Source organism: Rhizobium sp. LjRoot258 (assembly GCF_964254185.1).
GTDB lineage: Bacteria > Pseudomonadota > Alphaproteobacteria > Rhizobiales > Rhizobiaceae > Rhizobium.
Genome location: NZ_CAXUST020000001.1, coordinates 3,055,186 through 3,070,133 on the forward strand (window position 1 = coordinate 3,055,186; position 14,948 = coordinate 3,070,133).

Annotated in this window: 11 protein-coding genes and 1 other RNA gene; 5 read left to right on the forward strand and 7 right to left on the reverse strand. The window is 61.3% G+C overall.

Annotated elements, in window-relative coordinates; genetic code table 11:
- Nucleotides 1–17 precede the first annotated feature (17 nt).
- The 7 genes from ACSQ9D_RS15050 to ACSQ9D_RS15080 form a co-directional block, all read right to left on the reverse strand.
- Nucleotides 18–1,400: a virulence factor family protein gene (locus tag ACSQ9D_RS15050; RefSeq protein WP_436282881.1), complete on the reverse strand. Its 1,383-nt coding sequence runs from the start codon at nt 1,398–1,400 to the stop codon at nt 18–20.
- Nucleotides 1,397–4,000: a bifunctional lysylphosphatidylglycerol flippase/synthetase MprF gene (gene mprF / locus ACSQ9D_RS15055; protein ID WP_436282882.1), complete on the reverse strand. Its 2,604-nt coding sequence runs from the start codon at nt 3,998–4,000 to the stop codon at nt 1,397–1,399. The genes ACSQ9D_RS15050 and mprF overlap by 4 nt, the downstream gene beginning before the upstream one ends.
- 248 nt (nt 4,001–4,248) lie before the next feature.
- On the reverse strand, nt 4,249–6,378 hold the full coding sequence (locus ACSQ9D_RS15060) for a mechanosensitive ion channel family protein (protein ID WP_436283842.1): 2,130 nt from the start codon (nt 6,376–6,378) through the stop codon (nt 4,249–4,251).
- Nucleotides 6,379–6,485: 107 nt separating this feature from the next.
- On the reverse strand, nt 6,486–7,505 hold the full coding sequence (gene gnd, locus ACSQ9D_RS15065) for a phosphogluconate dehydrogenase (NAD(+)-dependent, decarboxylating) (protein ID WP_436282883.1): 1,020 nt from the start codon (nt 7,503–7,505) through the stop codon (nt 6,486–6,488).
- A gap of 264 nt (nt 7,506–7,769) precedes the next feature.
- Nucleotides 7,770–7,927: non-coding RNA, 6S RNA (gene ssrS, locus ACSQ9D_RS15070), on the reverse strand.
- 73 nt (nt 7,928–8,000) lie between these two features.
- Nucleotides 8,001–8,378, reverse strand: coding sequence for a cell division protein ZapA (locus ACSQ9D_RS15075; RefSeq protein ID WP_007802567.1), 378 nt, complete (start codon nt 8,376–8,378; stop codon nt 8,001–8,003).
- Nucleotides 8,379–8,391: 13 nt separating this feature from the next.
- Nucleotides 8,392–8,667, reverse strand: coding sequence for a DUF4164 domain-containing protein (locus ACSQ9D_RS15080; protein ID WP_436282884.1), 276 nt, complete (start codon nt 8,665–8,667; stop codon nt 8,392–8,394).
- A gap of 334 nt (nt 8,668–9,001) precedes the next feature.
- Here ACSQ9D_RS15080 and tkt point away from each other — a divergent pair, with 334 nt between their 5' ends.
- The 5 genes from tkt to ACSQ9D_RS15105 all read left to right on the forward strand — a co-directional run bounded on the left by tkt (nt 9,002) and on the right by ACSQ9D_RS15105 (nt 14,932).
- Nucleotides 9,002–10,975, forward strand: a complete 1,974-nt coding sequence (gene tkt, locus ACSQ9D_RS15085; RefSeq protein WP_436282885.1) for a transketolase — start codon at nt 9,002–9,004, stop codon at nt 10,973–10,975.
- Between the two features lie 64 nt (nt 10,976–11,039).
- Nucleotides 11,040–12,050 carry a type I glyceraldehyde-3-phosphate dehydrogenase gene (gene gap, locus ACSQ9D_RS15090; RefSeq protein WP_037126743.1) on the forward strand — a complete coding sequence of 337 codons (1,011 nt, stop codon included), beginning with the start codon at nt 11,040–11,042 and terminating at the stop codon, nt 12,048–12,050.
- A 121-nt stretch (nt 12,051–12,171) separates the two neighbouring features.
- Nucleotides 12,172–12,312 (forward strand): hypothetical protein, encoded by a 141-nt coding sequence (locus ACSQ9D_RS15095; protein WP_436282886.1) that lies wholly within the window; start codon nt 12,172–12,174, stop codon nt 12,310–12,312.
- 94 nt (nt 12,313–12,406) lie between these two features.
- The gene (locus ACSQ9D_RS15100; RefSeq protein WP_436282887.1) at nt 12,407–12,715 is read left to right on the forward strand and encodes a hypothetical protein; all 309 of its coding nucleotides are present in this window, start codon (nt 12,407–12,409) and stop codon (nt 12,713–12,715) included.
- A gap of 366 nt (nt 12,716–13,081) precedes the next feature.
- Nucleotides 13,082–14,932: a potassium/proton antiporter gene (locus tag ACSQ9D_RS15105; RefSeq protein WP_037126738.1), complete on the forward strand. Its 1,851-nt coding sequence runs from the start codon at nt 13,082–13,084 to the stop codon at nt 14,930–14,932.
- Nucleotides 14,933–14,948 lie beyond the last annotated feature (16 nt).

Genomic DNA, 14,948 nt, shown 5'->3' on the forward strand with positions numbered 1-14,948 from the left:
AAACGACGCGACGCGCTCTAGTCCTGCAGTCGCGCCTTCAGCCCGTCGATGATTGTCTTCGTCAAGAGCTCATAGTTCTCATCGAAGTGGTGGTCGCCGGCAAGAGCGATCACATCGACACCGCTGTCCTTGAGGTCAGGGCAAGCCACCTCGTCGTCATCGTCCTTTCCGTAGATGCACTGGACGATCTTCGGATCGAGCTTCTTCAGGTCATCAACCGGGTCGCCACCGGCACCTTCCGTCTTCTGGCCGAGCCAGCCCATGACTGAGATCTGGTAATCCACCTCGTGCGAGAGGGACAGCAGCGACATCTGCGCGACAGCTGCCTTGGCGGCTGGCTTCAGTCGCGAGTAGGCGGCAGGCACGACGTCGGCGCCGAAGGAATAGCCGATGAGCAGAACGTGCTTCACCTTCCACTGCTTTCGATAAAGCTCGATAATCTTGCCGAGATCGTCCGCCGTTTGCTGCGGCTCCCGTTCCGACCAGAAGTAATGAAGCGAGTCGACGCCGACCACAGGGATGCCCTGCTTCTGAAGCGAGGCACCAACCTCCTTGTCGATGTCGCGCCAGCCGCCGTCACCGGAAAAGATGACCGCCATCGTGTCGAAGGCCGGCTTGGTATCCAGAATGGTGAGCGGCAGGCCGAGCGGATTGTCGGCACTGCCGGAGGCGTCGATCAGGTCCGAGAGCGTGTCGCCGAGCGTCGTCTGTGCATTGTCCCCAGAGTCGCGGATCTCGATGTCGGAATGCTGCTTCTTGAGCTCCTCGACATGGGCGCGCCCGTCCTTGTTTGCTGAGGCCGTGAACGACGCGATGATCGGGTCCGGCAGCGATGTATCGCTGAGCCCATAGATCATGCGATCGCTAACCGTCTGCTTCTTCGCCGGCGTGCAGAGCTCCTTGGTAAGCGGGATGCCGGCAACCGGATCGATCGCCAGCGTCTGGCCGATGGTCGCATCCGGGGTCTGTGCAGCAATCGCCAGTGCCAGCGCGCCGCCCTCGCCGACGCCGGCAACGATCGGTAGATGGTATGCGCTGTTGCCCGCCGCGCGCTGGACCTGCTGGCTCAGCGATTCGATATCGGACACCATGTAGATGCAGCCGTCATTCTGGCTGACGTCGTAGTTTCTGAGCGCATCCATATAGGACGCGAAGTCGATGCCGATGACGACGGCCCCTTGTTCGACAAGCCGGTCGGCCTCCGCCTTCTCGTTGTCGCCCCAGCCGGCGCCATCCGATATCAGCACGACGGCCCCCTTTACGTCACCGTCGGGAAGGAAGATGTGTGGTGAAGGAATAAGCCCGGTTTCGAAGCTCTGCGTCGTCTCGGTCGCCGCCATTGCCGCCGGAACGAACAGTGACAGGGCGCAGACGGCTGCAAGAAGGTGCCTTTTCATCATTTCCTCACTACCCCTCTCAATCCGCCGCCGATCAGGAATGTTGCGTCCATCAGAGCGATCATCGGATTGCCTCCACCCGAAACCGCAAGATACCGCGGATGCCATTGCGGATGAAACTTTGATTTGAAAGCCCTGAGGCCTTTGAAGTTATAAAATCGCTCGCCGTGCTCGAAGACGGTGCTGCCGATACGATCCCATACCGGCGCCATCTCGCGCTTCGACATGCCCGAGAGCGGCGCCATACCGAGATTGAAATGCGAAAACCCTTGGTCGCGCAGGTATTCCATGATTTGGACGAAGAGAAAGTCCATCGACCCCTTCGGCGCATCCGGCGAGAAGCGCATCAAGTCGATGGTCCCCTCGTCCTTCGCCACCGTTATCAGGATATTGGCGAAAGCGACAATCTTGCCTTCACGCTTCAAGATGCCAACCGGCTGGGCAACAATATAGTCAGGATCGAACGCACCCAGCGAGAAGCCCTTCTCCTTGGCATTGTGATCCTCGAGCCAGGCATTCGAAACCGCCGCAAGCTCATCCATCGCCGCCGGAACATTTTCAGGCGCGATAACCTCGAATTCAAGGCCGTCACGTTGCGCACGGCTCGCCGTTTGCCGCAGGTTTGCCCACTTGCCGCCCTTCATCTCGAACGTTTTCAAATCGGCAACAGCAAGCTCACCCAGTTTGAATGCGCGCAGCCCCGCATCGGCACAATGGGAAAGAAGCGCCGGCGAGATCTGGTAGAAGACCGCGCGGCATCCGGCGGCGCGTGCAGACTCCACGAAACGCCAGACCAGCTCCGGAATGGCGCTGCGCTCACCGATCGGATCGAAGAGAGCGATCCATGAGCGTCCCTGCCTTCCGTACATGATGAAGGCATCGCCTTTCTCGGAGAACATGATGCTCTTGTCGCCCATGCGCACCAGATTGGCGTCGGCATAACGCTGTTTCTCGACGATATCGACCGCCCGCTGCAAGGCGTCCGTTGACGCAGGCTCCGGCTTGACCGCCACCGGACGAAGCAGGCTGAAGATCGCAATCGCCGAGGAAATGATGGAGATGCCGAGTACGGCGCGCAAACCTCGCGGCGCTTCGCCGGCGAATTCGAACTGCCACCAGAGCTCGCTGCTGTACTCGACGTCGCGGTAGACGAAGAGCAGGATCACGATCGCACCGACGCAGATGACGGCGATGGCCATCAGCCACGAGGCCGTCAGCGTCTGGTTGAGAAGAGACGCATGTCTGCGGAACAGACGGCGGCTGACGAAGAGGCCAAAGATCAGGAAGCCGAGGAAACATGCCTCAACCAGCGCAATCGCCTTCAGGAGAGACAGCGTCAGCGCCGCAGCAGCCGACAGGATCGACACCCACCAGGCACCGTCGAGCTTCTGGCCGAGGCCCCGTGCGGCAACAACCAGCGCCAGTCCGAGCAGGCTCGACAGGAAATGCGCGCCTTCGACGATTGGCAGCGGCAGGTAGTTCGCAAGGAATTCGAGATTCTGGTCCGGCGTTGGCGTCACGCTCGAGAAGACCAGCATAACGCCGAGGAGCAGCGACAGCGTCGAGAGCAACTGCGGCATCAACCGGATGCCGATCCTGCGGATGCCTGACGCAACCGGGTGATCTGCAAACCGGCGAAGCTCGGTCGCCGACACCGCAAGCACGGCGATCAGCAGCGGCAGAACATGGTAGATCAGGCGATAGAGCACCAGCGAGCCGAGCACCGCGTCGATGTTCACAGCACTGCCAAGCGAGGCGATGATAACGGTCTCGAACACGCCGAGACCGGCTGGGACGTGGCTCAAGACACCCAGGCCAACGGCGATCGCATAGACCGCCAGGAACACCGGCCAGCTTATCGCCGCCTGTGGCAGCAAGACATAAAGGACAGTCGCCGAGGCGGCGATGTCGAAGGCGGTGACCAGGAACTGCCGCGACCAGGTGCGTGAGTCCGGCAGCCGGATCTCGACCGGACCAAGGTGGATCGCGCGCCCGTCGCGCCCCATGAACATGATGACGCCAAGGCCGGCGATGACTGCACCGGCCAACAGCCGCAGGGTAAGGCTACCGACATTGATCAGAGGCGCAATCTCATCGGCAATGATCAGCAGCGCGATTGCCGCGACCCCTGCAAGTCCGAGCCCGAATGACAGCGTTACGAAGGCAATGACGCGCCCGATCTCCTCAGGCGTCAAGCCGAGGCGCGAATAGGCGCGGTAGCGGATTGCACCGCCGCTCAGTGCCCCGAAACCTGCGGTGTTGCCTACCGCATAGGCGCTGAAGCCGGTTAGCGCCACCTGCGGAAACGGCAGCTTGCGGCCGACATATTCGATGGCGTTCACGTCATAGAAGACAAGGGCGAGGAAGCTCAGGCCCGTAAAGACGAGCGCAAGCACGATCGAGCTGACCTTCGTATCGGCCAGTGCCTGAACTACGTCGTCGTAGCGCACTTCGTTCGTCAGCTGAACAATCGCAAAGCCGACGAGACAGAAGAGCGCAAGCGTCGCCAATGCCGTCAGGAGCGCGCGGTAGCGCCTGAACAATCCACGCATCGAAGATTCGTCGGCGTCTTCGATTTCTTCCAAATTGCCGTGCCCCGCCATCTCGTACCGTCGCTATATCCCGGTTCAGCGGGAATCATCTTCGAACCACGTAACATGGGCGGCCCGTAAGCTCTATGAATGCCTGTCCGACCCTGACCCGCCGCTGTTGCCTGCTTCATCTCCAATTGGGGCAAATTTGGCGCAGGGCGCCCCCGCGCACATTGCAATTTCGTAACGTTGACGGGGCTCGGGCGGCGATAAGAGACTTGCGCAAGGTCAGCTCGGTCCGACAGCAAGGAGGTCGAACGTCACACCGCAGGCTCCTCCGAACTTGGCCGTTGCGAAAGATGGCGTGCGGCGGCCGCGCGCGCGTCGGCCTCATGCCCTTCGCTGGAGACCTGCACCGTCGGCACAGCAAACTCGATGCCGTTCTCCTTGAAGGCGTTGCGGATCATGGCCAGCGCATTGCGCCGGATGACGAACTGCTCGCCCGGTTTTGTCATCATTGCAAGGCGGATAACAATCGCGAACTCGCCAAACTGCTCCACGCCTTTCATCTTCAGCGTCTCGATGATGTGCGGGCTATAGTCGGGATTGTCCAACAACTGCTGTCCGATCTGCTTGATCACCTTCTTCGCCTTCACCAGATCGGTGTCATAGGTCACGTTCAAGGTGATCTTGTCGATCGTCCAGTCGCGGTTGAGGTTCTTGACCGCCCCGAGTTCACCGAACGGCACCGTCGTCAGCGGTCCCCTATGATGCCTCAGCTTGACGGAACGTAGGCTGAAGGCCTCGACTACGCCCTTGTGGCTGCCGCTCTCGATGTATTCCCCGACCCGGAAGGCATCGTCCCAAAGATAGAACATGCCGCTGATGACATCCTTGACGATGGTTTGCGCGCCAAAACCGACGGCGACGCCAACAACGCCGGCACCTGCGATCAGAGGAGCGATCTGGACGCCGAGACCGGACAACACCATCAGAACCGCGATGACGGCGATGATGACGGCAAGAATGTTGCGAAAGATCGGCAACAAGGTCTGCAAACGCGCGCGCCTTGCCTTCTCCTCGTCCGTGGCGGCGCCATCGACACGAGCTTCGTCCAGCTTGCCGTTGATGTAGGCACGCGCCAGGTGCCAGAGCAGGTCCGCAGCAAGCAGAATGACGATCCCCCCGATCGCACCGCGGGCAATGCGATCGACCATCGTCTCCCCTGCTGCCATTCGATCCGCGGCAAGGCCAAGCATGCGGCCGAACCAGAATGCTGCGGCGGTGATGATGAGGGCCCGAACGCCGCGATCGAGCAGCACGGTGGCGATCCTGCGTTGGGCAAGTAGCCCGGCCTCCGCCCGGTGCAGGGAGCGAACCGCCAGCGTGGCAACGGCAAGCGCCCGCGGCAGCAGCACCGTGTAGATACCGATCCACAGCAAAAGGTTGAACCCCGTGACCCAGAGAACCCAGAGCAATCCGAAGTAGAACGTCAGCCCCCAGGACAGGGTGAGGCTACGATGCTCCCCTTCCTCCACCGGACGGGACCAGACAGCCTCGACGGCGATAACGAACAATCCAAGGCCAAGGATATAGGCGACGAAATAGCGGGCGCCATCGGAAAAGCCGAGCGGGATCATGACCTGGATCGCCGCCCAGCCGAAGGCGAAATAGATGACGAAGAGGGCGCAGCGGCGGAACCAGAACAAGGCTTTCGCGCGCGAGATCTGACGCTCGCCATCCGCCCGTGGCAGGGTGACAAGTGCAACCAGCAGCCGTCCCAACGCGAGGGCGAAGCGGGCGACGATCAGCGCGATCGCAATCGCGATCGCCATGGACCGCGTGATCGGCGGCCAGTTGAAGGCCAGCAGCGGCACCAGCGTGGCCACGGCGAACACGACAGCCGGCACTATGCGATAGAAGAGATTTGCCGTTGCATGGTGGGCGACCGTCATGACCTCGTCGTCGCTCTGCCGAATCTTCGGTTTCGGCACGACTATGCGAAACAGCAACTCGACCAGCGCTCCGGCCAGAAACAACACAACGACTTCGGTCGTTATCAGCACCCAACCGCTCGGCGCGACCTCATGCTCGACGATATCGGAAGCGGACGCCACCTCGTCGGGAATCGCCATCGCCGCGTCGGAGACCATCTCGACATGACGGCGCGCGTGGCCGACGAGCTCCGACAATGCCGACACTTCTGCGGTCTCGGCCTGTGTGGCTGTCGGCGCGGCTTTCATCTGCGTCGCCATCCACTCTTTCACCTGCGGCGTCTGCATTAGTTCGAGCATCTGCCGCACTTCTGCAGGTGGTTGCGCAGCGGTGGTCGAGGGAGGAGCCGAAGGCGGGTTCGCAGTCTGGGCGATAGCAGCCCCAGCGACAGCAAGGACGAATGATATCGGTGTCAGCAGCTGCAATATGCCACGTGCGCCAATTGCAAGACCCATCATTCCTTGCCCCCCGATGCGATCTCTCGACAATATATCGCGCTGTATAAAAGAAAAGCCCGCACAGATAGTCCTGTGCGGGCCTTTAAAAAGCAAAGGATATCAGCCTACCCCTTCGGCTTCTCAACGTGCCCGCCGAAGCCGGCGCGCATCGCCGAGAGCACCTTGTTGGCGAACTCGTCATTGTCACGCGACGAGAAGCGGCCGTGAAGCGCCGCACTCAGGACCGGCGTCGGCACACTTTCATCGATCGCAGCCATGATCGTCCAGCGGCCCTCCCCTGAATCGGAAACGCGACCCGCAAACTCGGTGAGGACGGGATCGGCATGCAGAGCATCGGCCGTCAGATCGAGCAGCCACGACGTAATGACGCTGCCGCGGCGCCAGACCTCTGCAACATCTGGCAGATTGAAGTCGTAACGATAGTGTTCGGGATGAGCCAATGGCGCGGTTTCCGCGTCGACCTCATGCGTCGCCGCACCGATGTTCGCATGCTTCAGGATGTTCAGCCCCTCGGCATAGGCGGCCATCAGGCCATACTCGATGCCGTTGTGCACCATCTTGACGAAGTGACCGGCGCCGTGCGGACCGCAATGAAGGTAACCTTGTTCCGCCGTGCTTTCCGGACGCGCGCTGCGACCCTCGGAAGGGGCGGTGCTTCCTTGCCCTGGCGCCAGAGACGCAAAGATCGGCGACAGCGACTGGACGATACCCTTCTCGCCGCCGATCATCAGGCAATAGCCGCGTTCGAGGCCAAAGACGCCACCGCTGGTGCCGACGTCGACATAGTGGATGCCCTTGGTGATGAGCTCGGCACCACGCCGGATATCGTCGTGATAATAGGAATTGCCGCCATCGATGATGATGTCGTCGTCGTGCAGCAACGGCAGAAGTTGGGCGATGACCTTGTCCGTGATCGCCGCCGGCAGCATCAGCCAGACCGCGCGCGGGCGCGACAGCTTCGAGACGAACTCCTCGAGAGAGGCGCTACCGACGGCTCCCTTACCGACGAGATCGGCAACGCTCTCCGGCTTGGCGTCGTAGACGACACATTCATGGCCATCGCGCATCAATCGCTGGACCATGTAGTTGCCCATGCGGCCCAAACCCACCATGCCAAGCTGCATCTCAAGTCTCCTGGAAAATTAAATCGATATGACTGCGGAAACTAGCACTCGCAATACAGCAAGCAAGAGAAGTCTCTGTCACATTTGGATCATGACGCGAAGCATGAGACCCGGCGCACGGCGGCAGCGAACGGCGGAGGCAATAGACCGGGCCTTGTCGATACTGGATCGGTTGAAAGAAGATCGTCGCAGGATGAACGATCAGGTCTGCTGCGCGAAGCGCACGAAAAGTGCACGCGGGCAAAGCGGGCGGAGAAAGGGAAAGCGCGATCCACGCAACCGATGGATGTTTACGATCCTGGGCGCCTACAAACGTAGGTGGGCACCGTGTGTCCAGGCCCACGAGCCTGGTCAGGGACAGCTCCCTTTGGATCGAGTATGGCCCCAGGGATTGTGGTTCCTGTCGAGAGGCGCAGACCGCATTCAGATATATAAGGCTGATTTCGGCGGCGCGCCAGAGGGCGCGGGACGCCGCCCCTATTTAATTGAGCTCGGTCAATTGAGCTCGGCTGGCGCCCTGCCGTTCAGCTTGTCGGTAATGCCGCGGATACGGCTCGTCACCTCGCCGAGCGCCGCAGCAAGGCTCTCTTCGGTGCGGGCATTCGCCGCCAGCACCGTGTCGCTGGTGTTGCGCAAGGTGCCCAGTTCGGATTCGAGATCCGCGACACGGCGGTTCAGCTCCGAAATTTCGTCCATCACCATGATGCCGGCCATGACGGTAATTCGAAGGTCACCGATTTCGCCGAACTGACCCTTGAGGTGGCCGACATAGTTGTCGAAGCGCGTCGCGAGATCCGTCAGGTGGTCTTCCTGCCCTTCCTCACAGGCCATGCGGTAGGCCTTGCCATCGATCGTTACAGTTACCTGCGCCATGTGCCGCGCCTTTCTATCGGTCCAGAACCGCGCGGATTGTCTCCATGGCCGTCACCAGCCGCCGCGAGACCTCGCGATTGACTTCCTCGAGCCGGTTCGCGCGGAACTCGGCCTGGTCCAGCTCCTGGGCAAGCTTCGAGCGATCGGCATGAACACGGCGAACCTCGCCTTCGATCTCGCCCTGCTCTCGCTGGTGTTCGATACGCATCTCGACTGCGTTCTCGAGCCCCGAGATTGCTTGCCGCAGCTCGTTGAGTGCTGCTTCCATGATTTTGCCTGTAGGCGTCATGTCTCTTCCGGTTCCCCGCACAAGACCCCGAATCGGCGCCCGAGACCGATCCAGTATTTCCAAAAGGATACGCATCTCGCCAACGGTGCGTCAATAAAGCCGGCACCGCGGCTGCCGACCTATTCTGTGGATGACGAAAATCAACTGCTGGCAGGAGCAGCATTCAACTTTTGTAAAAATTGATGGTCAAATGTCTAAAATCGATTGGAGCGGCCTTCAGCCGACCTTCAATTTATTGACTTGGCCGTTCCAACTGCTATGTGTCACCCGCTCTCATTGATGGTCTCCACAGGCTCGAGGCCATCCCCCGACACCGGAACTCCGTGGAACAGCCATGACCTCTCCTGAACAAAACGACCGGATGGCAAATGCGATCCGTTTCCTCGCCATGGATGCAGTCGAAAAGGCGAACTCCGGGCATCCCGGCATGCCGATGGGCATGGCCGACGTGGCGACGATCCTCTTTACAAAGTATCTTCGGTTCGACCCGAAGAAGCCGCATTGGCCGAACCGCGACCGCTTCGTTCTGTCGGCCGGCCACGGCTCGATGCTGCTCTACTCGCTTCTCTATTTGACCGGCTATCCGGATATGACGGTGGAAGACCTGAAGCAGTTCCGCCAGCTCGGCTCCAAGACCGCCGGCCATCCTGAATACGGCCACGCAACCGGCATCGAAACGACCACCGGCCCGCTCGGCCAGGGGATTGCCAATGCCGTCGGCATGGCGATCGCCGAACGCAAGCTGCGCGAGGAATTCGGCGCCGAACTGCAGGACCACTACACCTATGCCATCTGCGGCGACGGCTGCCTGATGGAAGGCATCAGCCACGAAGCGATCGCGCTTGCAGGCCACCTGAAGCTGAACAAACTGGTCCTCTTCTGGGACAACAACTCGATCACCATCGACGGCGCCGTCTCCTTGTCGGACTCCACCGACCAGGTTGCCCGCTTCAAGGCCGTTCACTGGAACACGATTGAGATCGACGGTCACGATCAGGCTGCCATCGCGGCTGCCATCGAAGCCGCCCACAAGTCTGATCGTCCGACATTTATCGCCTGCAAGACCATCATCGGCTTCGGCGCTCCGAACAAACAGGGCACCCACAAGGTCCACGGCAACCCGCTCGGTGCCGACGAAATCGCGGCGACCCGCAAGGCATTGGACTGGGAATACGAACCCTTCGTCGTTCCCTCCGACGTTCTCGACGCATGGCGCGCAGCCGGCAGCCGCTCGATTGATCTCGTCAACGCCTGGGAAGGCGGCCTCGCCAAGTCCGCACACAAGGCCGAGTTTACCCGGCGTTTTGCCGGCGAACTGCCGGAAGGCTTCGATGCAGCGATCAGCGCCTACAAGAAGAAGCTCATCGAAACCAAGCCGACGATCGCCACCCGCAAGGCATCGGAAGATGCGCTGGAAGTCATCAACGGCTTCCTGCCGGAAACGCTCGGCGGTTCCGCTGACCTGACGCCGTCGAACAACACCAAGACCAGCCAGATGCATTCGATCACGCCGACGGATTTTGCCGGACGCTACATGCACTGGGGCATCCGCGAGCACGGCATGGCTTCTGCCATGAACGGTGTGGCGCTGCACGGCGGCCTCATTCCCTACGGCGGCGGCTTCCTGATTTTCTCGGACTATTGCCGCCCGCCGATCCGCCTCGCATCGCTCATGGGCATCCGTGTCATCCACGTATTGACGCACGACTCGATCGGCGTTGGCGAAGACGGCCCGACCCACCAGCCGGTCGAGCAGATCGCCGGCTTGCGCGCCGTTCCGAACCTGCAGGTGTTCCGTCCGGCCGACGCTACCGAAACGGCCGAATGCTGGCAGATCGCCATCAAGTCGAAGGTTCACCCCTCCGCTCTCGCGCTCACTCGCCAGAACCTGACGACGGTGCGCACCGAGTACAGTGAGAAGAACCTCTGCGAACAGGGCGCCTACACACTCGCTGGCAATACCGACGCGAAGGTGACGATCTTTGCCTCCGGTTCGGAAGTCGAGCTTGCGGTTGCCGCCCGCGCAACGCTGGAAGCCAAGGGCGTCAGCGTCCGGGTCGTATCCGTTCCCTGCACCGAACTGTTCTTCGAGCAGCCGGAAGCCTACCGCAAGGAAGTTATCGGCAACTCGCCGGTCAAGATCGCCGTCGAGGCCGCCGTCCGCGAGGGCTGGGATGCCTTCATCGGTCCGGAAGGCAGCTTCGTCGGCATGAAGGGCTTCGGCGCGTCCGGCCCGGCGAAGGAAGTCTTCAAGCATTTCGGCATCACCGCGGACGCCGTGGTCGCTGCCGCAGAAGCAAAACTCTAAGAGAGCGCTCAGGCGCTCTCCAACAACTCAATCGTCAAGCCCCATCTCTAGGGAGTGAATGCACATGACTGTAAAGGTTGCCATCAACGGCTTCGGCCGCATCGGCCGCAACGTTCTCCGCGCTATCGTCGAATCCGGCCGCACCGACATCGAAGTCGTTGCCATCAACGACCTCGGCCCGGTCGAGACCAACGCCCACTTGCTGCGCTACGACTCTATTCACGGCAAGTTCCCGGCCGAGGTAAAGGTTGAGGGCGACACGATCACTGTCGGCGGCGGAAAGCCGATCAAGGTGACCGCGATCAAGGACCCGGCAACGCTGCCGCACAAGGAACTCGGCGTCGACATCGCGATGGAGTGCACCGGCATCTTCACCGCCCGCGACAAGGCTGCCGCCCACCTGACGGCCGGCGCAAAGCGCGTCATCGTTTCGGCTCCTGCCGACGGTGCCGACCTGACTGTCGTCTTCGGTGTCAATGATGACCAGTTGACCAAGGACCACCTGGTCATCTCCAACGCGTCCTGCACGACGAACTGCCTGGTTCCGGTCGTCAAGGTCCTCGACGACGCTGTCGGCATCGATCACGGCTTCATGACCACGATTCACTCCTACACCGGCGACCAGCCGACGCTCGACACGATGCACAAGGACCTTTACCGCGCCCGCGCTGCAGCCCTGTCGATGATCCCGACCTCGACCGGCGCCGCCAAGGCCGTCGGCCTCGTCCTGCCGCACCTTAAGGGCAAGCTCGATGGCACCTCGATCCGCGTTCCGACCCCGAACGTCTCGGTCGTCGACTTCAAGTTCGTCGCCAAGAAGGCTACGACCGTCGGCGAAATCAACGAAGCGATCAAGGCTGCCGCAAACGGCAAACTCAAGGGCATCCTCGGCTACACCGACGAGCCGCTCGTTTCCCGTGACTTCAACCACGACAGCCACTCCTCGATCTTCGCAACCGATCAGACGAAGGTCATGGAAGGCAACTTCGTGCGTGTCCTGTCCTGGTACGACAACGAGTGGGGCTTCTCCAGCCGCATGTCCGACACCGCCGTTGCTTTCGCAAAGCTCATCTAAGAGCATCGCGACATTAATCGTTGAAAGCGGCTCGGGTAACCGGGCCGCTTTTCTTTTGGTGCCAAACTGACTAGCGTCATAGCCACAAGAAATGCCAGATGAATGGCTGGCGGAACCACCGATGAAAATTCTCATGACGATCATCGTTTTCCTCATGGTCGCGAGCGTGTTGAGCTTGAGCGTCGTTGGCGGGCGCAGTTCGAGGCAGATCGCCGAGGGGCAGCCGCTGATGGCGTCCACACGCGTCATGGGCCCCCGATAATCCGCGCGCCCCGAGAACGATAGGACTGGCGCGGCGCGACCGATCACCGTAGTGTCGATCGAAGACACGCGGCGCAGAGGCGAGAGAGAATTTGATGGATTACTTTACGATCGAGATCGGCGGACAAGCGATCGCGAGTTTTCGCTCCGAAAATGCCGACGATGCCAAGAATTTCTTCGAGGCTGAGGATTTCCGCGAGGACCTGACGGTCCTGCAGTCCCAAGGCAAGCCGGTTTGGGATGGGATCGCTGCGCTCAACCTGCGCAAGGCAACCGCCGACGAAGCAAGCGAAGTCGAGCACGCCTACGAGTTCGACGACGATCCGGAGCGGACCATCGACGACGAGTTCGTCGTCTTCCTGATCCCGATTTCCGACGTTGCCGATGAGGACGACGGCGCCTGAGCGGTAGCGATCAGATAAGTGAGCGCGCTCAAAGCGCCCCTGTGCCGAAGCCCGGCGCGGCTCTCCTTGTGGCCGCTCACTGATTGCGAGGAAAGGCGCGAGCGCGCGGCTTCTGCCCTGCTATCGCCCGATTTGCTCATACACTCGATTCATGCTCCTTCGTGAGCGCTCATCCGGCTTTGCCGTTCGGCACGCCAAAACAGCAGCATGAAGCCGCAAAACAGCACGGGTTTGACCGCAAGGCCTACCCATCCCGTTTGTTTTGCCGTTTACTTATGGCTGCTTGGGGTGACCACGAAAGGGCGACTTGAAATGGGCTGCGGGACCGGGGGCGGTCTGCATCGACTTGCGGGTAAGGGGATAGGCATGGAAGCGTTCTACATCGTCGTACTGGTATCGACGACGCTCGTGCTCCTCGCCGCATTTTCCAGCCTGCTCGCCTTCCGCTTCGGCGCTCCCCTCCTCCTGCTCTTCCTGGCGATCGGCCTGCTTGCGGGCACGGACGGCCTCGGCATCGAGTTCACCAACAATTATCTCGCCTACATCCTCGGCTCCATCGCGCTGGCAGTCATCCTGTTCGACTCCGGCTTCGGAACGCCGGTGCAGGCCTTCAAGCTTGCAGCCGTGCCCTCGCTGACACTCGCCTCCGTTGGCGTCCTGATAACGGCCGCACTCATTGGCGTCGCCGCCATGTGGATGCTTGACTTCACGTGGCTGGAAGGCCTGCTGCTCGGCTCCATCGTCGCCTCCACTGACGCGGCGGCCGTCTTCTTCCTGCTGCGCATCGGCGGCATCAATATTCGCGACAAGGTGCGCTCGACGCTCGAGGTGGAATCCGGAACCAACGATCCGATGGCGATCTTCCTGACCATTGCCCTGGTCGAGATTCTTGCCAGCGGCGAACGGTACCACGGCATCAACATCGGCATGCTTGCCATGTTCGTGCAGCAGATGGGCCTTGGCGTCATCCTCGGCCTGCTCGGCGGCATGATGATCGTTCTGATCGTCAGCAAGCTGGAGACGGATCGCGGCCTGACGCCGATCTTCGTGCTCGCTTTGGCGCTACTTGTCTTCTCGGCGACCGGCGCGGTCGGGGGCAGCGGTTTCCTTGCCGTCTATGTTGCCGGCATTTACGCTGGCAATCGCCGGCTCCATGGTTATGCCGCCATCAAGCGCTTCCAGGACGGCATGACCTGGCTTGCCCAGATCATCATGTTCCTCGTCCTCGGCCTGCTGGCGACTCCGTCGCAGTTTCCGGCGATCGCCATCCCCGCCGTGCTGCTCGCCCTGTTCCTGATCTTCATCGCGCGCCCGCTCGCCATCTGGCTCTCGCTGCTGCCCTTCGACTATACGCAGCAGGAGATCGGCTTTGTTGCATGGGTCGGTCTGCGCGGCGCCGTGTCGATCCTGCTTGCCATCATGCCCATTCTCGGCGGCCTGGAGAATGGTCAGGTCTATTTCAATACCGCCTTCATCATTGTGCTCGTCTCGCTTCTGGTGCAGGGCTGGACGATCAAGCCGGTCGCCAAGAAGCTTGGGCTCATCATCCCGCCGCGGATGGGCGCCGTTGACAAGGTGGAAGTCGATCTGCCTGGCGCAGCAAACCACGAGCTTCTGTCCTACCGCGTCGTCAAGGACAGCCCGGTGCTGCGTGGCGAGCGCATCCCGCGCTGGGCAACGCCCTCGCTTGTCATCCGCGATGGCAAGTCGATGCGCTACCAATATGCCGGCCGGTTGCGTGAGAACGATCTTGTCTATCTCTTCGTTGTTCCTTCCTATTCGCGGCTTCTCGACAAGCTCTTTGCCAGCCGTGCGCCGGTCGAGGAGGACGATGCCGACTTCTTCGGCGCCTTCGCGCTGTCTCCGGCCCGGCCAGCCGCCGATCTCGACGCTGCCTATGGCCCCGGCCTGCTGAACGAATCCGAGAAGGGCCTGACGATCGCCGAGCTGATGAAACACCGCCTGGGCGGCAAAGCCGACTATGCCGACCGGGTGCGCCTCGGTTCCATCATCCTCATCGTGCGCGACCTCGACGACCAGGATCACATCACCTCGGTCGGCATGTCGCTCGAGGCCCTCGAGCCTGCCACGGCCCTGCCGATCTTCCTCAATCTGCACGATATCATCGACCGCATCCGCGACCGTTTCAAAGGTCGCAGAAACCGCGAAGCAGCCGCCACTGCGGCATCCGGCAAGGGCGATGAAAACCCGCAATGACCGCCTTGCGTCTGCG

Bases quoted from the DNA above. Each gene is read 5' to 3' on its own strand.
- ACSQ9D_RS15075 (WP_007802567.1), bottom strand. From the start codon at position 8,378: ATGGCGCAGGTAACTGTAACGATCGATGGCAAGGCCTACCGCATGGCC.
- tkt (WP_436282885.1), top strand. From the start codon at position 9,002: ATGACCTCTCCTGAACAAAACGACCGGATGGCAAATGCGATCCGTTTC.
- ACSQ9D_RS15080 (WP_436282884.1), bottom strand. From the start codon at position 8,667: ATGACGCCTACAGGCAAAATCATGGAAGCAGCACTCAACGAGCTGCGG.
- ACSQ9D_RS15050 (WP_436282881.1), bottom strand. From the start codon at position 1,400: ATGATGAAAAGGCACCTTCTTGCAGCCGTCTGCGCCCTGTCACTGTTC.
- gap (WP_037126743.1), top strand. From the start codon at position 11,040: ATGACTGTAAAGGTTGCCATCAACGGCTTCGGCCGCATCGGCCGCAAC.
- mprF (WP_436282882.1), bottom strand. From the start codon at position 4,000: ATGGCGGGGCACGGCAATTTGGAAGAAATCGAAGACGCCGACGAATCT.
- ACSQ9D_RS15105 (WP_037126738.1), top strand. From the start codon at position 13,082: ATGGAAGCGTTCTACATCGTCGTACTGGTATCGACGACGCTCGTGCTC.
- gnd (WP_436282883.1), bottom strand. From the start codon at position 7,505: ATGCAGCTTGGCATGGTGGGTTTGGGCCGCATGGGCAACTACATGGTC.
- ACSQ9D_RS15100 (WP_436282887.1), top strand. From the start codon at position 12,407: ATGGATTACTTTACGATCGAGATCGGCGGACAAGCGATCGCGAGTTTT.
- ACSQ9D_RS15060 (WP_436283842.1), bottom strand. From the start codon at position 6,378: ATGGGTCTTGCAATTGGCGCACGTGGCATATTGCAGCTGCTGACACCG.
- ACSQ9D_RS15095 (WP_436282886.1), top strand. From the start codon at position 12,172: ATGAAAATTCTCATGACGATCATCGTTTTCCTCATGGTCGCGAGCGTG.